General features: G+C 70.4%; 16 protein-coding genes. 9 read left to right on the top strand and 7 right to left on the bottom strand.

Annotation, left to right across the window (positions count from 1 at the left end; translation table 11 throughout):
- The first annotated feature begins 46 nt into the window (after positions 1-46).
- From ACFPOE_RS09130 to ACFPOE_RS09100, 7 genes are all read left to right on the top strand, one after another.
- Entirely contained in the window at positions 47-1,744 is a 1,698-nt protein-coding gene (locus tag ACFPOE_RS09130) for an alkaline phosphatase family protein (protein WP_376849774.1), read from the top strand.
- A 63-nt stretch (positions 1,745-1,807) separates the two neighbouring features.
- Positions 1,808-2,245, top strand: coding sequence for a universal stress protein (locus ACFPOE_RS09125; protein WP_376849773.1), 438 nt, complete (start codon positions 1,808-1,810; stop codon positions 2,243-2,245).
- 12 nt (positions 2,246-2,257) lie between these two features.
- The gene (locus tag ACFPOE_RS09120; protein ID WP_376849772.1) at positions 2,258-2,899 is read left to right on the top strand and encodes a class I SAM-dependent methyltransferase; all 642 of its coding nucleotides are present in this window, start codon (positions 2,258-2,260) and stop codon (positions 2,897-2,899) included.
- Positions 2,900-3,087: 188 nt separating this feature from the next.
- Complete coding sequence (locus tag ACFPOE_RS09115) at positions 3,088-4,752, top strand: efflux RND transporter periplasmic adaptor subunit (RefSeq protein WP_376849771.1); 1,665 nt, start codon at positions 3,088-3,090, stop codon at positions 4,750-4,752.
- Between the two features lie 25 nt (positions 4,753-4,777).
- Positions 4,778-7,900 (top strand): efflux RND transporter permease subunit, encoded by a 3,123-nt coding sequence (locus ACFPOE_RS09110; protein WP_376849770.1) that lies wholly within the window; start codon positions 4,778-4,780, stop codon positions 7,898-7,900.
- Between the two features lie 109 nt (positions 7,901-8,009).
- A complete protein-coding gene (locus ACFPOE_RS09105; RefSeq protein WP_376849769.1) occupies positions 8,010-11,258 on the top strand; it encodes an efflux RND transporter permease subunit in 3,249 nt (1,082 codons plus the stop codon).
- A gap of 95 nt (positions 11,259-11,353) precedes the next feature.
- On the top strand, positions 11,354-12,721 hold the full coding sequence (locus tag ACFPOE_RS09100) for an efflux transporter outer membrane subunit (protein WP_376849768.1): 1,368 nt from the start codon (positions 11,354-11,356) through the stop codon (positions 12,719-12,721).
- Between the two features lie 196 nt (positions 12,722-12,917).
- Here the strand turns inward: ACFPOE_RS09100 and ACFPOE_RS09095 are convergent, their stop codons facing one another.
- From ACFPOE_RS09095 to ACFPOE_RS09080, 4 genes are all read right to left on the bottom strand, one after another.
- Positions 12,918-13,187: a hypothetical protein gene (locus ACFPOE_RS09095; protein ID WP_376849767.1), complete on the bottom strand. Its 270-nt coding sequence runs from the start codon at positions 13,185-13,187 to the stop codon at positions 12,918-12,920.
- A gap of 68 nt (positions 13,188-13,255) precedes the next feature.
- Complete coding sequence (locus tag ACFPOE_RS09090; RefSeq protein ID WP_376849766.1) at positions 13,256-13,900, bottom strand: phosphatase PAP2 family protein; 645 nt, start codon at positions 13,898-13,900, stop codon at positions 13,256-13,258.
- Between the two features lie 80 nt (positions 13,901-13,980).
- On the bottom strand, positions 13,981-14,646 hold the full coding sequence (gene nth / locus ACFPOE_RS09085; RefSeq protein WP_376849765.1) for an endonuclease III: 666 nt from the start codon (positions 14,644-14,646) through the stop codon (positions 13,981-13,983).
- Positions 14,647-14,817: 171 nt separating this feature from the next.
- Positions 14,818-15,693, bottom strand: coding sequence for a LysR family transcriptional regulator (locus ACFPOE_RS09080; protein ID WP_376849764.1), 876 nt, complete (start codon positions 15,691-15,693; stop codon positions 14,818-14,820).
- Positions 15,694-15,828: 135 nt separating this feature from the next.
- On the opposite strand from ACFPOE_RS09080, the gene ACFPOE_RS09075 reads away from it, so the two are divergent.
- Together ACFPOE_RS09075 and ACFPOE_RS09070 are read left to right on the top strand one after the other, a co-directional pair.
- The gene (locus ACFPOE_RS09075; RefSeq protein ID WP_376849763.1) at positions 15,829-17,439 is read left to right on the top strand and encodes a gamma-glutamyltransferase family protein; all 1,611 of its coding nucleotides are present in this window, start codon (positions 15,829-15,831) and stop codon (positions 17,437-17,439) included.
- Positions 17,440-17,535: 96 nt separating this feature from the next.
- Positions 17,536-18,648, top strand: a complete 1,113-nt coding sequence (locus ACFPOE_RS09070; protein WP_376849762.1) for an ABC transporter substrate-binding protein — start codon at positions 17,536-17,538, stop codon at positions 18,646-18,648.
- 9 nt (positions 18,649-18,657) lie between these two features.
- Here ACFPOE_RS09070 and ACFPOE_RS09065 read toward each other — a convergent pair whose 3' ends face one another.
- The 3 genes from ACFPOE_RS09065 to ACFPOE_RS09055 are packed head-to-tail and all read right to left on the bottom strand — an operon-like array spanning position 18,658 to position 21,119.
- Positions 18,658-19,476, bottom strand: a complete 819-nt coding sequence (locus ACFPOE_RS09065) for a sugar phosphate isomerase/epimerase family protein (protein WP_376849761.1) — start codon at positions 19,474-19,476, stop codon at positions 18,658-18,660.
- Positions 19,477-19,478: 2 nt separating this feature from the next.
- Positions 19,479-20,621: an ABC transporter substrate-binding protein gene (locus ACFPOE_RS09060; protein WP_376849760.1), complete on the bottom strand. Its 1,143-nt coding sequence runs from the start codon at positions 20,619-20,621 to the stop codon at positions 19,479-19,481.
- 51 nt (positions 20,622-20,672) lie between these two features.
- Positions 20,673-21,119 carry a type II 3-dehydroquinate dehydratase gene (locus ACFPOE_RS09055; protein WP_376849759.1) on the bottom strand — a complete coding sequence of 149 codons (447 nt, stop codon included), beginning with the start codon at positions 21,117-21,119 and terminating at the stop codon, positions 20,673-20,675.
- Between the last annotated feature and the right edge of the window lie 20 nt (positions 21,120-21,139).

Below are 21,139 nucleotides of genomic sequence, written 5' to 3'. Positions count from 1 at the left end.
AACCCGCAATGGCGCGCGCGGCCGCAATGCATTAGCCTCGCAGCCCATGACCGACTTCCTGATCTCCCGCCGCGGCCTGGCCAGCTGGGTCGCCGCCATCCTGCTGGCCGCCTGCGGCAGCGCCCCTCCGGGCCCCGCCACGAGCACCGGCGCCAGCCCCGCGCCCGTCGCCAGCGTGGCGCCCGCCAAGGCCCGGCCCAGGCTGCTGGTGTTCCTGGTGGTGGACGGGCTGCCGCAGCGCCAGGTGCTGGCCTACCGCGACCAGCTCGCGCCGGACGGCTTCGCCCGCTTCCTGGACCACGGCGCCTGGTTTGCCGAGGCGCACTACGGCCATGCCTTCACCGTCACCGCCGCCGGCCACGCCACCATGCTGACCGGCGCCTCGCCGGACCGCACCGGCATCATCGGCAACGACTGGCGCGACCCGGCCAGCGGCACGCCGGTCTACAACACCGGCGACACCACGGCGCACTACATCGGCAATCCGACGGTGCCCTTCGACGGCACCAGCCCGCGCAACCTCAAGGTGGAATCGGTGGGCGACGTGCTGCGCCGCGCCGACCCGCGCTCCAAGGTGATCGCGATCTCGGGCAAGGACCGCGGCGCCATCCTGCCGGCCGGCAAGTCCGGCGTGGCCTACATGTACATGACCCACTCCGGCCAGTTCGCCTCCACCACCTACTACATGCAGCAGCATCCGGCGTGGGTAACGCAGTTCAATGCGCGCAAGCCGGCGGACCGCTATTTCCACACCGAATGGAAGGCGCTGCTGCCGGAGGCGGCCTATGCCAATTCGATCCCCGACAACCAGCCGTGGTTCGGCACCCGCGGCGGCCTGCCGCTGCCGATGGCCGGCGGGCCCGATGCGGCGCCGGGGCCGGCGTTCTACCGCAGCCTGCTGCCCAGCCCCTTCGCCGACGCGCTGGCGCTGGAGTTCGCCCGCGCCGCGATCGCCGGCGAAGGCCTGGGCCGCGACGACAGCCCGGACATCCTGGTGCTCAGCCTGTCGGGCCACGACTACGTCAACCACGCGTGGAGCGCCGAGTCGCGCATGTCGCACGACCATTTCCTGCAGCTGGACCGGCTGCTGCAGTCCTTCTTCCACGATCTCGATGCCGGCGTCGGCGCCGGCAACTATGTCGCGGTGCTGACGGCGGACCACGGCTTCATGCCGGCGCCGGAAGTGGCGGCCGCCAACGGCGAGCCGGCCGGCCGCCTGAACCAGGCGCAGATGGTCACGCGGCTCAACGCCGGCCTGGAAAAGCGCTTCGGCGAAGGCAAGTGGCTGCTGGGCGTGTCGGCCAGTTCGCTGCTGCTGGACAAGCGGCTGATCGCGCAGAAGAAGCTGGATGCCGACGCCGTCGCCCAGGAGCTGCGCACGCTGGCGCTGGCGCTGCCCGGGATCGGCAGCGCCTACACGCGCAGCGAGCTGCTGTCAGGCAGCCGCGCCGGCGCGCCGTTCTTCGAGGCCTCGCGCCGCTCCTGGCATCCGGACGTGTCCGGCGAGGTGCAGTACACGCTCAAGCCGTTCTGGATGTTTGGCACCAGCACCGCCACCCACGGCTCGCCGCACGAGTACGACAACCACGTGCCGCTGATGTTCTGGGGGCCGGCCTGGATGCGCGCCGGCCGTGTCGATACGCCGGTGGACATGGTGGACGTTGCCCCCACGCTGGCGGGCATGCTGGGGGTGGCGGCGCCCGTCGCGTCCGAGGGCAAACCCCTGCCGATTCCGGTTCCCTGAGGGCATGCTTTTGGCCTATGCTTCGCGGCATCGGTGCTGCCGTTCACCGCTTTGGGAGCTTCCATGTACAAGCGCATCCTGCTGGCCTATGACGGCTCGGACGCGGGCCAGCGTGCCCTGCTGGACTGCCAGGACCTGGCCCAGTGGAGCGGGTCCGAGCTGAGCCTGATCGCGGTCATGCCGTCGGCCATGAGCTTCGTCGGGCTCGAGGGCGGCGTCTACGACATCGAGCTGGAAGAGCGCGAGAAGAAGAAGTACCGCGCGGTGCTCGACGAAGGCCTGCGGCGCCTGGCCGACGGCGGCTACACCGCCAAGGGCGAACTGGTGGCCGGCGAGGCGATCGACGAGATCACCCGCTGCGCCCGCAAGATGGAAGCCGACCTGATCGTGGTCGGCCACAAGCACCTGGACAGCTGGGCCGCGCGCTGGTGGCGCGGCTCGATCTCCGGCGCGCTGATCGAGCACGCTCCCTGCAGCGTGCTGGTGGTCATCACTCCCTGAAGGCCTTGCGCCATGCGCTCCGCGGTCAGGCCGGCGGCGCGCCGCCGGGCCGCGGCGCTGGAGCAGTACCACCTGCGCGCAGCGCACTATGACGCCGAACTGGCCGCCTTCGAGCCGCTGCGCGCCGAGGCGGTGGCGCTGCTGGCGCTGCAGCCGGGCGAGCGGGTGCTGGACGTCGGTTGCGGCACCGGCCTGAGCTTCGAGCTGCTGGAACGGGGAGTGGGCGGGCGCGGCGAGGTGGTCGGCATCGAGCAGTCGCCCGACATGCTGCAGCTGGCGCGCGAGCGGGTCGCCGCCCATGGCTGGCGCAACGTGACGCTGGTGGCCGCGCCGGCCGAAGAGGCGCGGGTGCACGGCAAGATGGACGCGGCGATGTTCCACTTCACCCACGACGTGCTGCGCGCGCCCAGGGCGCTTGACAACGTGCTGGGCCACCTGAAGCCCGGGGCCCGCGTGGTGGCGGTGGGCCTGCAATGGGCGCCGCCCTGGGCCTGGCCGGCCAACCTGTTCGTGGCGCTGGCGGCGCTGTATTCCATCAGCGCCTTCGAGGGCCTGGGCCGGCCCTGGGACCTGCTGGCGCGCCGGCTGCAGCATTTCCAGCTGCACACCACGCTGCTGGGAGGCATCTACGTGGCCTCCGGCGTCGCCCGTTAGCGGCGCGACACAAAGCAGATACATCCTTCAGGCATGGTTGCCTCCTGTCTGCCCGGCTGCCGCGGCGACGGGATGTTGGCCTACAACGAAATACTGCCGCCGCGCATGGCGATCGGCCTGGACGCGGATTAGGCTCCCCGCACCGCCGGCCTGCCTTGCCGGAAGCCGACAAGAATAAAAGGACACCGATGGATCCGGAACAATCGACAGCACTCGCCACCGCCCCGGTTTCACCCCCAGCCCGCAAGCCGGTCAGCCGGCGCACCACCATCATCGGCAGCGTGATCGCGCTGGCGGTCGTGGCGGCCCTGGGCTGGCTGGCCTGGGACCTGACGCACCCCTCGGCCGGCACCGGCGGCGGCCCTGCGGGCGCGCGCGCCGGGGGCGGCGGCGGTCCGGGCGGGCCTGGCGGCCCGGGCGGGGGTGGCGGGCGCCCCGGCGGCCGGGCGCCGCCGACCACGGTGGGCATCGCGGTGGCCGCGGCCATGGACATCCCGATCGTGCTCGAGTCGCTGGGCACGGTGGTGCCGCAAGCCACCGTGCGGGTGCGCCCGCAGGTCAGCGGCGTGCTGCAGTCGCTGCTGTTCAAGGAAGGCCAGCTGGTGAAGAAGGGCGACCTGCTGGCCACCATCGACCCGCGCCAGTTCGAGATGGCGCTGCAGCAGGCGATCGGCCAGCGCCAGCGCGACCAGTCCCAGATCGAGGCCGCCAAGGTCACGCTGGCCCGCTTCCAGACCCTGCTGCAACAGGATTCGATCGCCCGCCAGGAAGTGGACACGCAGGCCGCGCTGGTCAAGCAGCTCGAAGGCACGGTGGTGATCGACCGCGCCAACGAGGGCACGGCGCGGCTGAACCTGAGCTACACGCGCATCGTCGCGCCGGTCTCCGGCCGGGTCGGCCTGCGCACGGTGGACGTGGGCAACGTGGTGAGCACCAGCGACACCAACGGCGTGGCGGTGATCACCCAGCTGGCGCCGATCGACGTCGAATTCACGGTGCCGCAGGACCAGGCGCCCGACCTGCTGCAGCGCACCGGTTCCTTCATGGAAGCCAAGGCGCTGGACCGCACCCGTTCCAACGTGCTGGACGTGGGCGTGTTCGCCTCGCTGGACAACCAGGTGGACCCGCAGACCGGCACCGTGCGCGCCAAGGCCCGCTTCAACAATGCGCGGTCCATGCTGTTCCCCAGCCAGTTCGTCAACATCCAGCTGATGGTGCGCACCATCAAGGACGCGATCGTGGTGCCGGTGTCGGCGCTGCGGCACGGCAACGACGGCGACTACGTGTTCGTGCTGAACCAGGACCGCACGGTGGCGCAACGCCCGGTCAAGGCCGGCCAGGCCACGGTGGACAAGGTGCAGATCGTCAGCGGCGTGCAGCTGGGCGAGCGGGTGGTGACCGAAGGGGCGGACCGCCTCAAGGACGGCGCCCGCGTGATCCTGCCGGGCGATGCGCCCGGCGGCAGCGGCGGCGGCGATGGTGGCGGCGGTGGCCGCGGCGGGCGGCGCCGGCAGGGGGCGTCCGCGCCCGCCGGCAACGGCCCGGCCGTTCCGGCGGCCGACGCGCCCGGCCCGAACACGGTGACGCCGGTGCCGGCGCCACGGGGGGCGGCCTCCGGCGCCGCGCCGCGCGCGGCCGCTGCCGCCGCTCCCGCCGCGCCGGGAGCGACCTTCGTCGGCCCGTCGCCCGAGCAGCGCCAGCGCTTCCTCGACCAGGTCAAGGACGACCCCGAGCAGCTGGCCCGGCGCAAGGCCTTCCTGGAGAAGATCGACCAGAAGGACCCGGCCGCGCTGGAACGCTGGCAGCGGATGATGGAGCGGCGCCAGGGCGGCGGCCAGGGCGCGGCGCAATGACGGCCGGCTGGAACCTCGCGATCGAATGAGTCCCTCCCGTCCCTTCATCCTGAGGCCGGTGGCCACCTCGCTGCTGATGGTGGCGATCGTGCTGGCCGGCATCGTCGGCTTCCGCTTCCTGCCGCTGTCGGCGCTGCCGCAGGTGGACTACCCCACCATCCAGGTGCAGACGCTCTATCCCGGCGCCAGCCCGGAGGTGATGTCGCAGACGGTCACCGCGCCGCTGGAGCGCCAGTTCGGCCAGATGCCCGGCCTGTCGCGCATGGTCTCCACCAGCGCCGCCGGCGTCTCCATCGTCACGCTGCAGTTCGGCCTCGGGCTGGCGCTGGACGTCGCCGAGCAGCAGGTGCAGGCCGCCATCAATGCGGGCGGCTCGCTGCTGCCGGCCGACCTGCCGGCGCCGCCGGTCTACGCCAAGGTCAATCCGGCCGACGCGCCGGTGCTGACGCTGGCCGTCACCTCCGATTCGCTGCCGCTGACCGAGGTGCAGAACATCGTCAACACCCGGCTGGCGCTCAAGATCAGCCAGGTGGCCGGCGTCGGGCTGGTGACGCTGTCCGGCGGCCAGCGGCCGGCGGTGCGGATCCAGGCCGACACCCGGGCGCTGGCCTCGTACGGCCTGTCGCTCAACGACCTGCGCACCGCGATCACGGCGGCCAACGCCAACGGCGCCAAGGGCAGCATCGACGGCCCCACCCGCGCCTACACGATCAATTCGAACGACCAGCTGCTGACGGCCAAGGACTACCAGAACGTGGTCGTCTCCTATCGCAACGGCGCGGCGGTGCGGCTGTCCGACGTGGCGCAGGCGGTGGAAAGCGCGGAGAACGTGCGCCTGGGCGCCTGGTCCGCGGTCGGCGGCCAGCTCAAGCCGGCCATCATCCTGAACGTGCAGCGCCAGCCCGGCGCCAACGTGATCGCCACGGTGGACGCGATCAAGGGGCGGCTGCCGGAGCTGACCTCGGGACTGCCGGCCTCGCTCAAGGTGGACGTGCTGAGCGACCGCACCACCGGCATCCGGGCCTCGGTGGAGCACGTGGAGATCGAGCTGGTGCTGGCCGTCGTGCTGGTCGTGCTGGTGATCTTCGCCTTCCTGCACAGCCCGCGCGCCACGGTGATCGCCAGCCTGTCGGTGCCCATCTCGCTGGTGGGCACCTGCGGCGCGATGTTCCTGCTCGGCTACAGCCTGAACAACCTGTCGCTGATGGCGCTGACCATCGCCACCGGCTTCGTCGTCGACGACGCGATCGTGATGATCGAGAACATCTCGCGCCACATCGAGGACGGCGAGCCGCCGATGCAGGCGGCGCTCAAGGGCGCCACCGAGATCGGCTTCACCATCATTTCGCTGACGGTCTCGCTGATCGCGGTGCTGATCCCGTTGCTGTTCATGGGCGACGTGGTGGGCCGGCTGTTCCGCGAATTCGCCGTCACGCTGGCCATCACCATCCTGATCTCCGCGGTGGTGTCGCTCACGCTGGTGCCGATGATGTCGGCCCGCTGGCTGCAGGCCCATCCCGGCGGCGAGACCGGCTTCGCCGGCAAGATGCAGCGCGGCTTCGACCGGGTGATCGCCCATTACGACACGGCGCTGACCTGGGTGCTGGCGCGCCAGCGGCTCACGCTGCTGGTGGCGCTGGGGACATTGGTGCTGACGGTGCTGCTGTACGTCCTGATCCCCAAGGGGCTGTTCCCGACCCAGAACACCGGCCAGCTGCAGGCCCGGGTGGAAGCGTCGCAGTCCGTCACCTACGCCGAGATGGCGCGGCTGCAGCAGGACGTGGCGCGCCGCATCGTCGAGGACCCGGAGGTGACGACGCTCAGCAGCTTCGTCGGCGTCGACGGCGCCAACAACACCATGCTGCACACCGGCCGCATGCTGATCAACCTGAAGGGATCGCGCGGCAGCCAGCAGGCGGTGATGGACCGGCTGCGGGCGCGGGCCCAGCGGGTGCCGGGCATCGCGCTGTACCTGCAGCCGGTGCAGGACCTGACGATCGACGCCGAGACCGGGCCGACGCAGTACCGCTTCTCGCTGGAGTCGTCCGACAACGCGGTGGTGACGCAGTGGGCGGCGCGGCTGACCGAGAAGATGCGCACGCTCAGGCAGCTGCGCACCGTGACCTCGGACGCCAGCGCCACCGGCTCGGCGATCTACGTGGACATCGACCGCGACACCGCGGCCCGGCTGAACATCACGGCGGCCAGCATCGACGACGCCCTGTACAGCGCCTTCGGCCAGCGGATCGTCTCCACCATCTTCACCGAGACCAACCAGTACCGCGTGATCCTGGAGTCGCGGCCGGACGCGCAGGCCAGCCCGGCCTCGCTGGGGATGGTGCAGCTGCGCACCGCCTCGGGCGACGCGACGCCGCTGTCGGCGGTGGCGACCATCACGCAGCGGCGCTCGCCGCTGCAGATCACCCACGTCGCGCAGTACCCGGCCACCACCATCGGCTTCGACACCACCGACGGCGTGTCGCTGGGGACGGCGGTCGACGCGATCCGGGCGGCGGCCAAGGAGATCCAGCTGCCAGCCAGCGTCACGCTGACCTTCCTGGGCGCCTCGGGCGCCTACGAATCCTCGCTGAGCAACCAGCTCTGGCTGATCCTGGCGGCGGTGGTCTGCGTCTACATCGTGCTGGGCGTGCTGTACGAGAGCTACATCCATCCGCTGACCATCCTGTCGACACTGCCCTCGGCCGGCGTCGGCGCGCTGCTGATGCTGATCATCAGCGGCAACGACCTGGGGGTGATCGGCATCATCGGCATCATCCTGCTGATCGGCATCGTCAAGAAGAACGCGATCATGATGATCGACTTCGCGATCGAGGCCGAGCGCAACGAGGGCAAGTCGGCGCTGGACGCGATCCACCAGGCGGCGCTGCTGCGCTTCCGGCCGATCCTGATGACGACGCTGGCAGCGCTGTTCGCCGCCGTGCCGCTGATGCTGGGATGGGGCGAGGGCGCCGAGCTGCGCCGGCCGCTGGGCCTGGCGATCTTCGGCGGCCTGATCGTCAGCCAGATGCTCACGCTGTTCACCACGCCGGTGATCTACCTGGGCTTCGATTCGCTGGCGCAGCGCTGGCGCCGCAAGCACCCGCCGCCGGCCGACGCGCCGCGGCTGCAAGCCAGGGGCGCGGAATGAACGGGGCTCGTCATCCCGGGCTCGACCCGGGATCCATCGGCGTCGGCGCCAATGTGTCAGGATGCCGGGCCAAGTCCGGCATGACGGTCCCTTGCCGGGCGCCGGCGCCATGAACCTGTCCAGCCCCTTCGTGCAGCGGCCGGTGGCCACCGTGCTGCTGACCATCGGCATCGCGCTGGCGGGCATCGGCGCGTTCTTCCTGCTGCCGGTGGCCTCGCTGCCGCAGGTGGACTTCCCGGTGATCTCGGTCAGCGCCTCGCTGCCCGGCGCCAGCCCCGACACCATGGCCACCAGCGTGGCGACGCCGCTGGAACGGCGCCTCGGCGTGATCGCCGGCGTCAACGAGATGACCTCCAGCAGCGGCAACGGCTCGACCCGCATCAGCCTGCAGTTCGACCTCAACCGCAACATCGACTCGGCCGCGCGCGAGGTGCAGGCCGCGATCAATGCCTCGCGCGCCGACCTGCCGGCCAACCTGCGCAGCAACCCGACCTACCGCAAGGCCAATCCGTCGGCGGCGCCGGTGCTGATCCTGGCGCTGACCTCGCCGACACGCACCGCCGGCCAGGTGTACGACGCCGTGTCGAACGTGGTGCAGCAGAAGCTGTCGCAGGTGCAGGGCGTGGGCGACGTGGAGCTGGGCGGCGGCTCGCTGCCGGCGGTGCGGGTGGACCTGATGCCGTTTGCGCTCAACAAGTACGGCATCAGCAGCGAGGACGTGCGCGCCGCGCTGCAGGCCAGCACCGCCAACCGGCCCAAGGGCGACATCGACGTGGAGGGCCAGCGGCTGCAGATCTACACCGGCAGTGGCCCCAGCGGCAGCAGCCGCACCGCCGCCGACTACAGGGGCATGGTGGTGGCCTGGCGCAACGGCGCGGCGGTCCGGCTGCAGGACGTGGCGGACGTGAGCGACGGCGTCGAGAACATCAACACGCTGGGCCTGTTCAACGGCCAGCCGGCGGTGGTGGTGCTGGTCACGCTGCAGCCGGGCGCCAACGTGATCAAGACGGTGGACGGCGTGCGCGCGCTGCTGCCGGAACTGCAGGTGGAGCTGCCCAGCGACATCAAGCTGCAGGTGGCTTCGGACCGCACCACGTCGATCCGGGCGGCGCTGCACGAGGTGGAGATCACGCTGGTGATCGCCATCGTGCTGGTGGTGCTGGTGGTCAGCGCCTTCCTGCGCAACGCGCGCGCCACCGTCATCCCGGCGGCGGCCACCATCGTCTCGCTGCTGGGCACCTTCGGCGTGATGTACCTGCTGGGCTTTTCGCTCAACAACCTGTCGCTGATGGCGCTGACGGTGGCCACCGGCTTCGTGGTGGACGACGCCATCGTGGTGCTGGAGAACACCACACGCCACATCGAGGCCGGCATGGACCGCTTCAGCGCGGCGCTGCTGGGCGCGCGCGAGGTGGGCTTCACCGTGCTGTCGATCAGCCTGTCGCTGGTGGCGGTGTTCATCCCGCTGCTGTTCATGGGCGGGCAGGTCGGGCGGCTGTTCCGCGAATTCGCCGTCACGCTGTCGGCGGCGGTGATGATCTCGCTGGTCATCTCGCTGACCACCACGCCGATGATGTGCGCCTGGCTGCTGCGGCCGGACCTGCACGTCAAGCGCCAGGGCCGGCTGGCGCGCGGCTTCGAGCGCGGCTTCGGCCTGCTGCACCGCGCCTACGAGCACAGCCTGGACTGGGCGCTGAGCGCGCGCTGGCTGGTGCTGCTGGTGCTGGTGCTGGTGGTGGGCCTGAACGGCTACCTGTTCGTCAAGGTGCCCAAGGGCTTCTTCCCGCAGCAGGACACCGGCCAGATCAACGGCGGGCTGCGGGCCGACCAGAGCATCTCGTTCCAGGCGATGCAGGACAAGCTGCGCGAGCTGGTCAACATCATCCGCGCCGATCCGGCGGTGGACACGGTGGTGGGCTTCACCGGCGGCTCGCGCGCCGGCGGCGGCTTCATGTTCATCAACCTCAAGCCGGTGTCGCAGCGCGCCAAAGGCGACAAGGGCAACGCGGTGATCGCGCGGCTGCGGCCGCAGCTGGCGCAGGTGACGGGCATCTCGATCTTCCTGAACCCGGTGCAGGACCTGCGCATGGGCGGGCGGGCCAGCAATTCCACCTACCAGTACACGCTCAAGAGCGACAACGTCAACGACCTCAAGCTGTGGGCGACGCGGCTGGCCGACGCGATGAAGCAGCAGCCCGCGCTGGTGGAGGTGGACACCGACCAGCAGGAGAACGGCGTCGAGACCTATGTGGACGTCAACAAGGACACCGCCTCGCGGCTGGGCATCAACTCGCGCGACATCGACAACGCGCTGTACAACGGCTTCGGCCAGCGCCAGGTGGCCACCATCTACGGCGAGCTGAACCAGTACAAGGTGGTGATGGGCGTGGCGCCCAAGTACACCCGCAGCCCGGAGGCGCTCAAGGACATCTACGTGCCGGCCAAGGTGCCGCCGGGCGCCGTGACGTCCGGCGCCGCCAGCACCGCCAGCACGACGAGCGCGCCGACGGCCGCGGCCACCGGCCCGATCAACCCGGCGCTGCGCGACCAGGCCACCGGCTCGCCGGTCAGCAGCTCGGCCCGCACCATGGTGCCGCTGTCGGTGCTGGCCCGCTTCGCCGAGCGGCCGACCGCCAGCGCGGTGAACCACCAGGACGCCGAGCTGGCCACCACCATCTCGTACAACCTGGCCGAGGGCGCCACGCTGGCCGACAGCCAGGACGCGGTGCGGGCGGCCGAAGCCTCGATCGGCATGCCGATCAACGTGCGCGGCAGCTTCCAGGGCACGGCGCGCGCCGCGCAGGACTCGCAGCAGGAGCAGCCGATGCTGATCCTGGCGGCGATCGTGGTGATCTACATCGTGCTGGGCATCCTGTACGAGAGCCTGGTGCATCCGATCACCGTGCTGTCGACGCTGCCCTCGGCCGGCGTCGGCGCGGTGCTGGCGCTGATGCTGTTCGGGCTGGACTTTTCCATCATGGCGCTGATCGGGCTGTTCCTGCTGATCGGCATCGTCAAGAAGAACGCCATCCTGATCATCGACTTCGCGCTGGACGCCGAGCGCTCGCGCGGGCTGTCGCCGCTGGAGGCGGTGCGCGAGGCCTGCCTGCTGCGCTTCCGCCCGATCCTGATGACCACGCTGGCCGCCGCGCTGGGCGCGCTGCCGCTGGTGATCGGCTTCGGCGAGGGCGCCGAGCTGCGCCGACCGCTGGGCATCGCCATCATCGGCGGCCTGATCGCCAGCCAGGTGCTGACGCTGCTGACCACGCCGGTGGTCTACCTGATGCTGGACAAGCTGCGCCGGCGCAGCCCGCTGGAGCGCGAACTGGGCCGGCACCACGAACCTCAAACCGCATGAACATGTTTACCGGCCGACCCACCAAATCCGTTCGCCCTGAGCTTGTCGAAGGGCTCACGTGGACTTCGACAGGCTCAGTCCGAACGGGATGGACCTTGGTCGTCGCCCTGGCCCTGGCCGGCTGCGCCGCCGTCGGCCCCCGCTACACGCCGCCGGCGGTGGATACGCCGGTGGCCTTCAAGGAAGGGCCGGGCGCCTGGGTGCCGGCGGCGCCGGCCGACACGCTGGCGCGCGGCCCCTGGTGGGAGCTGTTCGGCGACCCGGTGCTCAACGCCCTGGCGCAACGGGTGGCGCTGGACAACCAGAACGTCGCGCAGGCGGTGGCCGCCTATGCGCAGGCGCGCGCGCTGACGGCGGAACAGCGCGCCTCGCTGTTTCCCACCGTGGCACTGGACGCCGGCGCCAACCGGCGCGGCGGCGGCGGCAACACGCCAAGCGCCAGCAGCTACTCGGTGAGCATCGGCGGCAGCTGGGAGCCGGACGTGTGGGGCCGGCTGGGGCGCGGGGTCGATGCCGCGCGCCAGGGCGAGCAGGCCAGCGGGGCCGACCTGGCGGCGGCGCGCCTGTCGGCGCAAGGGGAACTGGCCGCGGATTACCTGGGCCTGCGCGGCACCGATGCGCAAGCCGCGCTGCTGCAGCAGACCATCGCCGGCTACCAGCGCAACCTGCAGATCACGCAGAACCGCTACAACGCCGGCATCGTCGCGCGTACCGACGTGCTGCAGGCGCAGACCGCGCTGGCCAACGCGCAGGCCGACGCGCTGGCGCTGCAGCGGCAGCGGGCGCAGCTGGAACACGCGATCGCGGTGCTGGTCGGCGTGGCGCCGGCCAGCTTCACGCTGCCGGCCGATCCCGGCTGGTCGGTGACGCTGGCCCCGCTGCCGCTGTCGGTGCCCTCGACGCTGCTGCAGCGCCGGCCCGACATCGCCGCGGCCGAACGGCGGGTGGCCGCCGCCAACGAGCAGATCGGCATCGCCATCGCCGGCTACTACCCCAGCCTGTCGCTCAACGGCTCGGCCGGCCTGGGCGCCGCCACCATCGGCGAGCTGTTCAGCGCCTCCAGCCTGGTGTGGTCGGTCGGCGTGTCGCTGGCGCAGACGCTGTTCAACGGCGGCCTCACCGGCGCCCGCGTGGACAGCGCCCGCGCCTCCTACGAGGCAGCGGTGGCGCGCTACCGCCAGACCGTGCTGGCCGCCTTCCAGCAGGTGGAGGACCAGCTGGTTGCGTCGCGCGTGCTGGGCGAGCAGCTGGCCTTGCGCCAGCAGGCCAGCCAGGCCGCCGACCTGGTGGAGCAGCAGGTGCTCAATCGCTACCAGGCCGGGCAGGTGAGCTACACCGAGGTCATCACCGCGCAGGCCACCGCGCTGGCGGCCCGCCGTGCGCTGGTGCAGCTGCAGTCCGACCGCCAGACCGCCGCCGTCGCGCTGATCCAGGCCCTCGGGGGTGGGTGGGCGGGGATCTAGGAAGCGGGAGCGGGAACGGGGACGAGGACGCAGAAGACGCAGAAGCAACGCAGAAGACGCAGAAGGGAAACGAAGGATGAAAACCCGCAGGGTCTTCAATCGCATTCTTCAATCCATCCTTGTCTTGTTCTGCGCTTTCTGCGTTGCTTCTGCGTCTTCTGCGTCCTTGACTCGCTCCCTCTTCCGATCCGGAGTTTCAGTGCGTCTCGCCGCCCAGCAGCGCGCTCATGCCGGCCTCGAGCGCTTCCATGCGGTCGGCGAGCTGCGGCGCGGCCTGCTTGGACAGCTTCATGTACTGGCGGAAGGTGGCGAGCAGCGCGGTGCGCTCGGGGTTGTGCAGCAGCACGGTGGCGAGCGCGGCCTGCATGACGTGAACCTGCGCCGCGAGGGCGAGCTGGTTGTCCATCAGCCCGGCGATGTTCTGGCTGTGCAGTTCGAGTGTTTGCTGGAATTGGCTGTTGTCCATGGTGGGCCTGGCTGGTTCGGTCATCCACTGTAGCGGCAAGCGGCGCGCGCCGGCGCCGGCCGCGTCGTTCAGGCGGCGACCGCCGGCCGGCTGGCGAACAGCGAGGGCAGGGCGTGGACCGCCCAGGCGATCGCCCAGCAGATCCAGGCGGTCCACAGCGTGTGGCTCATGTAGTGGGCGCCGCGCAGCTGCTGCGACAACCCCAGCACGGTGCCGGCCAGCAGCGCGCCGGCCAGCCAGCGCCGAGCGATGGCCGGCGACTGTCCGCGCCAGGCGAAGTAACCGGCGACGAACACGAAGCCGGCGCTGGCGTGGCCGGCCGGAAAGCAGTGGCCGTTGCCGCCGTCCAGAACGCCCCAGGCCCAGTGCGAGATGTGGATGGCGCCGCCGCCGAATTCCTTCAGGTCCCAGGGACAGCTGGTCGTGCTGTTCATCTTCAGCAGGTTCACCGCCAGCAGGCCGAGCCAGATGGCGGCCGCCCACTGCACCCGGACCGCGGTCGGCAGGCGCTGCTGGCCGAGCGTCGGCCACATCGTGCCCAGCGTGATCCAGCCGGCCAGCAGCCAGGCGACGGGCAACACGCCGTCGTGCAGCACGCGGGTCAGCAGCCAGTGCTCCTGCAGCGGAAAGCCCTGCGGCCCGGCCAGCAGCCGCGCGGCCGGCAGGTCCAGCCCGCCCAGGTCCCAGGCCAGCAGCGCCAGCAGGGCGAGCATGGTCCACAGCGCGACCCTGCGGCTGGATCCGGATGGAGGGGAGAGGGCGACGGGGAGCACGAGGCCGCCATCCTACGCGCTCAGGATGAGCTGGACCTGACCGTGGCGCCCGGCGGCGGCGTCTTGGGCTGGTAGTCGCAGTACTGGATCACGGCGCATTCCCAGCAGCGCGGCGTGCGCGCCACGCACACGTAGCGGCCATGCAGGATCAGCCAGTGGTGGGCGTCGGCCAGGTACTCCTTTGGCACGCGCTTCATCAGGCCCATCTCGACCTCGTAGGGGTCCTTGCCCGGCGCCAGCCCGGTGCGGTTGGCGACGCGGAAGATGTGCGTGTCCACCGCCATGGTCTCCTCGCCGAAGGCCACGTTCAGCACCACGTTGGCGGTCTTGCGGCCGACCCCGGGCAGCTTCTCCAGTTCCTCTCGCGTGCGGGGCACTTCGCCGCCGTGCCGCTGCACCAGGATGCGGCAGGCCTCGATCAGGTGCTTGGCCTTCATGTGGTACAGGCCGATGGTCTTGATGTAGCTTTCCAGGCCCTCGACGCCCAGGTCCAGGATCGCCTGCGGCGTGTTCGCCACCGCAAACAGCCGGCGCGTCGCCTTGTTGACGCCCACGTCGGTGGCCTGCGCCGACAGCAGCACCGCCGCCAGCAGCTCGAACACCGTGGTGAATTCCAGCTCCGTGGTCGGCAGCGGATTGGCCGCGCGCAGGGTCGCGAAGAACGGTTCGATGAATTCTTTTTTCATGGGTCTCTCTAAAGCAGGGACAGGACGCAGAAGGCGGAGAAGCAACGCAGAAGACGCAGAAAAGACAAATGAAGGACGAACGCCGGCGGTGCCTTGAACCATGTCATGTTTTTTTCCTGCCTTCCTTCTGCGATTTCTGCGTTGCGTGTTCTGCGTCCTTGTCCCCCGTGTTCAATTCTGCAGCCTGCCCTGGAACTCCCGGATCACCGCACCGACGAGCGCCGCGTGGGGCGAGTCGCGGGTCTGCACCAGGGCGATCTGGCGGGCCTCGGCCTGCGCGATCTCGACGATGCGCAGCCGGGCGTCGGCCTGCCAGCGGCTGTCGCGCAGGTGCGGCAGGATCGCCAGGCCCAGGCCCGAGCGCACCAGCTCCACGATGCTCTCGATCGCGTTGAGCTCCAGGAACTCCTGCGGCCTGGCGCGCAGCTTGCGCAGCGTGCGCTCCACCAGCTGGCCGGTGTGCTGGCTGCGGTCGAAGCGGATGAAGGGATGGCGCTGCAGCAGCGCGCGCGGCGCGGCGTGCTCGATGCTGCGGCCGGCCAGCAGCACCATCGGCTCGGTATAAAGCGCGGTCCAGGCCAGCGCCGGCCGCGCCGGGCCGGGCTCGCGCACCACGATCGCCGCGTCGAGCGCGCCCGATTCGACGTCGGCCAGCAGGTCGATCGACTTGGCGGCGCTCACGTGCAGCTCCAGCCCCGGATGCCTGGCCTTGAGCGCCAGCGTCGCCTGGATCAGCGGCCGCACCGCCGACACCACCGCGCCCAGGTGCACCGTGCCCGCCATCGGCTCGGCCGCCGGCGACGAGGCCAGCAGCTGGTCGTACATCGCCACCAGCTTGCGCACCGCCGGCAGCAGCTCGCGGCCGGCGTCGTTCAGCGCCACCGCCTTGCCCTGGCGCTCGAACAGCGGCCGGCGCAGCTCCGCCTCCAGCGTGCGCATCTGCAGGCCCACGGCCGCCTGCGTCAGCGCCACCCGCGGCGCGGCGGCCGCGAACGAGCCTTCGCTGGCGACGGCGATGAAGGTCCTCAACAGGCGGATGCTGCTCACGGCGCTTCCTTGTGAAAGAAAGCCTTGAGTGTAAGTAAAGCAATCCTCGCTTTTGCTTTGGTGAGGATGTTTCGATAATGGAACCAGCCAATCCGTTCGGGCTGAGCTCAGGGCGAACGGCCACTGAAAGACCCCATGAAATTCGACTTCCACAACCCCTATCCCTCCACCCGCATCCCGGTGCTGGCGCGCAACGTGGTGTCCACCTCGCATCCGCTGGCGGCGCAGGCCGGCCTGCGGATGATGGCCAAGGGCGGCAATGCGGTGGACGGCGCGATCGCCGCGGCGGCGGCGATGACGATCTGCGAGCCGGTCAGCAACGGCCTGGGCAGCGACGCCTTCGCCATCCTGTGGGACGGCAAGGAGCTGCACGGCCTCAACTCCTCCGGACCGGCGCCGGCGAGCTGGACGCCGGAGTACTTCCGCAAGAAGTACGGCAACGATGCGCAGAAGCTGCCGGTGCGCGGCTTCGACTCCGTCACCGTGCCCGGCGCGGTGGCCAGCTGGGTGGCGCTGTCCGAGCGCTTCGGCAAGCTGCCGTTCGCCGACCTGCTGGAGCCGGCCATCGAGATCGCCGAGCGCGGCTACCTGCTGCCGGTGGTCGTGCAGCAGAAGTGGGCCGACGCCACGCCGCTGCTGAAGGACCTGCCGGGCTGGGCCCAGGCCTTCCTGCCCTGGGGCCGCGCGCCCGAGGTCGGCGAGCTGTTCCAGTTCAAGGCGGCGGCGCGCGGCCTGCGCGCCATCGCGCAGAGCAAGGGCCAGGCCTTCTACGGCGGCGAGATCGCCCAGGCCGTCGAGCAGTTCTCCGCGGCCAACGGCGGCAGCATCACGGCGCGCGACTTCGCCGGCTTCAAGCCCGAGTGGGTCAAGCCGATCGGGCGCGACTACCGCGGCTACACGCTGCACGAGATCCCGCCCAACGGCCAGGGCATCGCCGCGCTGATGGCGCTGGGCATCCTGGAGAAGTTCGATCTGACCGGCATGGCGGTGGACGGCGCCGACTGCCAGCACCTGCAGATCGAGGCGATGAAGCTGGCCTTCGCCGACGTCTACAAGTTCGTCGCCGAGCGCAAGGCGATGGATGTCACCACCGAGCAGCTGCTGGACGACGGCTACCTGGCCTCGCGGGCGCGCCTGATCGACCTGAAGAAGGCGCAGGACTTCGGCGCCGGCAACCCGGTCAAGGGCGGCACCATCTACCTCACGGCGGCCGACGAGGACGGCATGATGATCAGCTTCATCCAGAGCAACTACATGGGCTTCGGCTCCGGTTGCGTGGAGCCGCAGTTCGGCATCAGCCTGCAGAACCGCGGCCACGGCTTCAGCCTGCAGCCGGGCGCCAACCAGGTGGCGCCGGGCAAGCGGCCGTTCCACACCATCATTCCGGCCTTCCTGACGCAGGGCGGCCAGCCGGTGATGAGTTTCGGCGTGATGGGCGGCAACATGCAGCCGCAGGGCCACATGCAGACGCTGGTGCGGATGCTCGATTACCGCCAGAGCCCGCAGGCCGCCTGCGACGCGCCGCGCTGGCGCTTCAACCAGGGGCTGGCGCTGAACGTGGAGCGCCAGATGGATCCCGGAACTGTCCGGGAGCTGACGGCGCGCGGCCACCAGCTGGAAGTGATCAGCGACAGCTACCAGGATTTCGGCGCCGGCCAGTTCATCTGGCGCGCCGGCAATCCCAAGGTGGAGGGCTACATCGCGGCCAGCGACCCGCGCCGCGACGGGCTCGCCGCCGGCTTCTGAACCATGGGCGCAGGCCGCGCCCTAAGGAATCCGACGATTGCCAGCCCGCCCGCCAGCGCTTCTAATGGGCGCTTTGTGTCAGTCCTCGGAGTTTTCATGAAGTTAAGGAATATCGCGCTGGTGGCCGCGCTGGCTGCCATCGGTGCGGCCCAGGCCCAGGGTGACAAGTGGGTCATCGGCCAGTCGGCGCCGCTCACCGGCGGCAACGCCAAGTTCGGGCAGGACATCCGCGCCGGCGCCAACGCCTGGTTCGCGCACGTCAACAGCAAGGGCGGCGTGCAGGGCAGGGCCATCGAGCTGCTGACGCTGGACGACAAGAACGACCGCAAGACCGCCGGCGAGAACGCCGCCACGCTGCTGAAGAACCCCGACGTGCTGGCGCTGTACGGCTTCGCTTCCGCCACCCTGAGCCTGGACGCGCTGCCGCTGGCCGAGAAGAGCGGCACCGCCTTCTTCGGCCCGTTCTCCGGCGCCAATCCCGTGCGCACCAACAGCCCGGTGCTCTTCACCGTCCGCGCCTCCTACGGCGAGGAGATGGAGAAGATGCTCAATTTCTGGACCAGCCTGGGCCTGACCCGCGTCTCGGTCATCTACTACGACGACGAGGTGGGCAAGCAGAACCTGGAAGTGGTGACGCAGTACCTCAAGAAGAGCAACCTGGCGCCGCAGGCCATGCCGATCAAGCGCAATGCGCCGATCACCAAGGCCGACATCCAGAAGCTGCTGTCGCAGAACCCGCAGTTCCTGCTGAACACCACGCTGTCCGGGGCCGCCGCCCAGATCCAGAAGGAACTGGTCGGCATGGGCAAGATCATTCCCACCTCCAGCCTGTCGTTCGTCGGCGCGGACCAGTACATCGCCGCCGCCGGCCCTGCGAGTGCCGGCGTCTCGATCGCGCAGGTGGTGCCCAGCCCCACGGCGCAGATCCCGGCGGTGCGCGAATGCGCGCAGGCGCTGGAGGCGGCCGGCGTCAAGAGCGCCATGAACACCACCCACCTGGAGGCATGCTTCGGCGCCAAGGTGCTGACCGAGGGCATCCGCCGCGCCAGGAAGCCGGTCACGCGGCAGTCGCTGCTGGACGCGCTGGCCAACCTGGGCGCCTACGACCTGGGCGGCTACAAGATCACCTTCGGCAACGGCATGCAGCATGGCAGCAAGTTCGTCGAACTGGCGATGGTGACGCGCGAGGGAAAACTCAGCACGCGCTGAGCCGCCGCTTCATTCGCCGGCTTGGGCGAGCACCCGCCGCGTCGCGGCCAGCGCGCGGCGTGCGCGTTCGGTCGCGCCCACCGTGCGCGCCAGCGCCAGCGTCGGCACTTCCAGGCTGAGCGGGATGCCCGCCGGCATCGCCCGCAGCAGCGCCACCAGGTCCAGCCCGCCCTCGCCGGGGAACAGGCGCTCGCCGCGGGCCTCGGCCAGGATCGCCGCCATCGTCGGCGGCAGCGCCGCCGGCACGTCGCAGAACTGCATCATGCGCAGCCGCCCCGGCGCGACGGCGGCCAGGTCGGCGATGCGGCTGCCCGAGCGGCTCAGGTGGAACGGATCGACCAGCACGCCGGCGTCGGCGCGGCCGCTGCGCTGCGCGATGCGCGCGGCCTGCTGCAGGTCCCTGGCGTCGGTCCACGGCATGAACTCCAGCCCGGCGCCCAGGCCGTAGCCGGCCGCCAGCTCGCACAGGGCCGCGAAGCTGTCGGCCAGCCGCGCTTCGTCCGGATCGTTGCCGGCCACCAGCAGCTCGCGGGCGCCGAGCCGGGCGGCGGTGGCGATGGCGGCCTCGTAGTCGGCCGCGCGGGTGTCGGGCCGCAGCCGGAAGATCTCCGCATCCAGCACCTTGATGCCGGTGTCCGCCAGCCGGCGCTCGAGCTCGCGCAGCAGCGGCGTGTCGCCCACGATGTCCCACTGCGGCTCGGTGGGCGTCGCCGGCAGCAGCCGGATGCCGACGTGGCTGTAGCCCGCGTCGAAGGCGCAGGTCACCATCTCCGGCGGCGCCAGTTCCAGCACCGTGAGGGCGGCCAGGGAAATGGGCCGGCTGGGCATCGCTACTTCGCGGACATGGCCGGCAGCGTCGCGACCACGCGCTGCTTGCCCTGGTCGATGCGGATCAGGAAGCTCTCGCGGTCGAGGTCGCCGTTGCGGTCGAACGAGACGTCCATCAGCACGCCCGGATGCTGGGCGGCCGAGATCTTCGCGCCGTGCAGCGCCTCCGACAGCGCCCTGGAATCGAACTTGCCGATCTTCTCCGTCATGGCCTTGACGACGTACACGCTGATGTAGCCCTTCAGGCCGTTGTGGTCGCTCTTGTACTTGTATTCGCGCTGGAACTTCTCGTCGAAGGCCTTGATGCGCGGCTCCGGCGCGTCCACCGTCAGGCCGACGTGGCCCAGCATGCCGTTGGCGGCGTCGCCGGCCAGCTCGATGGTCTTCTGGCTGACCGCGGTGGTCTCGCCGATGATCGGCCTGGCATAGCCCTGCTTGCGCAGTTCGCGCAGGGCGCGCGCGGATTCTTCCTCCAGCGTGTAGAGGAACAGCGCGTCGGCGCCGGCCTGGTTGACCTTGAGCACCGCCGCCGAGAAATCGATCTGGCCGGGCTCGGTGGCGACGTCCACGGCTACCTTGATGCCCTCGGCCTCCAGCGCCTTGAGCATGGCGTCGTGGCCGCCCTTGCCGTAGTCGTTGTTGGTGTACATGACGGCGACGGTTTTCGCCTTGACGCTGTCCTTGATGTAGCGCGCCACCTTCGGCATCGAGGTCAGCTGCGTGAACGAGGAGCGGAACACGTACGGATTGCCCTTCTGCGTGATGGCTGCGGCTTCGCCGCCGGTGAAATTGGTCACTCCGGCGCGCTGCGTTTCGGACATTGTGACCAGCATCGAGCCGGAATGCACCGGCCCCAGCACCACATAGGCGCCGTCGTCGACCGCCTTCTGCGCCAGGCCCTTGGCGACGCCGGGGTTGGTCTGCGTGTCCACTGGCTGGTAGTCGATCGGGCGGCCGAGGATGCCGCCGGCGGCGTTGATCTCCTTGACGGCCAGCTTGACGCCGTTGTTGAAGTTGGTGCCGGGCGTGGCGCCGCCGCCGGACAGTTCCATGATGCCGGCGAACCTGACGGCCGGCGCCTGGGCCGAGGCGGCCAGGGCGGCGGTGGCGAGCGCGGTGCAGGCGAGCAGCTGGGTGATGGTCATGCGAATGTCTCCTTCGGAAGTGATTGATGACTGGAAAGGGAAAGCGGCGCCTCAGGCCGCCGGCGCGAGCGCCTGCGCGACGGCGCGCACCGCCAGCAGGTAGCCGCCGGCGCCGAGGCCGCAGATCACGCCGGTGGCCGCCTGCGACACCAGCGAATGCCGGTAGGGCTCGGGGCGCTGGTGGATGTTGGTGATGTGGACCTCGATCAGCGGCTTGCGGATCAGCTTGAGCGCGTCCAGCACCGGGACCGAGCGGAACGAGAAGCCGGCCGGGTTGATGATCAGGGCGGCGTCCTGCTCGAACGCCTCCTGGATCCAGTCCACCAGCACGCCCTCGTGGTTGGTCTGGCGGAAGTCGCAGGCCAGCCCGAGCTCGCGCGCCAGCGCCTCGGTGCGTTCCTGCACCTGCGCCAGCGTGGTGGTGCCGTACAGGTGCGGCTCGCGCCGTCCCAGCATGTTCAGGTTGGAGCCGTTGAGAACGTAGAGCGGATGGGGCATCGGGTAGTCCTGTGGCTGCG

Origin of the sequence: Caenimonas terrae (assembly GCF_042655405.1) — a bacterium.
Taxonomy (GTDB): domain Bacteria; phylum Pseudomonadota; class Gammaproteobacteria; order Burkholderiales; family Burkholderiaceae_C; genus Ramlibacter; species Ramlibacter terrae_A.
The sequence above is the reverse complement of the archived record's forward strand: the minus strand, read 5'-3'. Positions and strand labels throughout refer to the sequence as shown.

Coding starts and splice junctions, on each gene's coding strand:
- ACFPOE_RS09055 (WP_376849759.1), bottom strand. CDS start 21,119: ATGCCCCATCCGCTCTACGTTCTCAACGGCTCCAACCTGAACATGCTG.
- ACFPOE_RS09115 (WP_376849771.1), top strand. CDS start 3,088: ATGGATCCGGAACAATCGACAGCACTCGCCACCGCCCCGGTTTCACCC.
- ACFPOE_RS09120 (WP_376849772.1), top strand. CDS start 2,258: ATGCGCTCCGCGGTCAGGCCGGCGGCGCGCCGCCGGGCCGCGGCGCTG.
- ACFPOE_RS09110 (WP_376849770.1), top strand. CDS start 4,778: ATGAGTCCCTCCCGTCCCTTCATCCTGAGGCCGGTGGCCACCTCGCTG.
- ACFPOE_RS09075 (WP_376849763.1), top strand. CDS start 15,829: ATGAAATTCGACTTCCACAACCCCTATCCCTCCACCCGCATCCCGGTG.
- nth (WP_376849765.1), bottom strand. CDS start 14,646: ATGAAAAAAGAATTCATCGAACCGTTCTTCGCGACCCTGCGCGCGGCC.
- ACFPOE_RS09125 (WP_376849773.1), top strand. CDS start 1,808: ATGTACAAGCGCATCCTGCTGGCCTATGACGGCTCGGACGCGGGCCAG.
- ACFPOE_RS09070 (WP_376849762.1), top strand. CDS start 17,536: ATGAAGTTAAGGAATATCGCGCTGGTGGCCGCGCTGGCTGCCATCGGT.
- ACFPOE_RS09060 (WP_376849760.1), bottom strand. CDS start 20,621: ATGACCATCACCCAGCTGCTCGCCTGCACCGCGCTCGCCACCGCCGCC.
- ACFPOE_RS09105 (WP_376849769.1), top strand. CDS start 8,010: ATGAACCTGTCCAGCCCCTTCGTGCAGCGGCCGGTGGCCACCGTGCTG.
- ACFPOE_RS09065 (WP_376849761.1), bottom strand. CDS start 19,476: ATGCCCAGCCGGCCCATTTCCCTGGCCGCCCTCACGGTGCTGGAACTG.
- ACFPOE_RS09095 (WP_376849767.1), bottom strand. CDS start 13,187: ATGGACAACAGCCAATTCCAGCAAACACTCGAACTGCACAGCCAGAAC.
- ACFPOE_RS09090 (WP_376849766.1), bottom strand. CDS start 13,900: ATGCTCGCCCTGCTGGCGCTGCTGGCCTGGGACCTGGGCGGGCTGGAC.
- ACFPOE_RS09130 (WP_376849774.1), top strand. CDS start 47: ATGACCGACTTCCTGATCTCCCGCCGCGGCCTGGCCAGCTGGGTCGCC.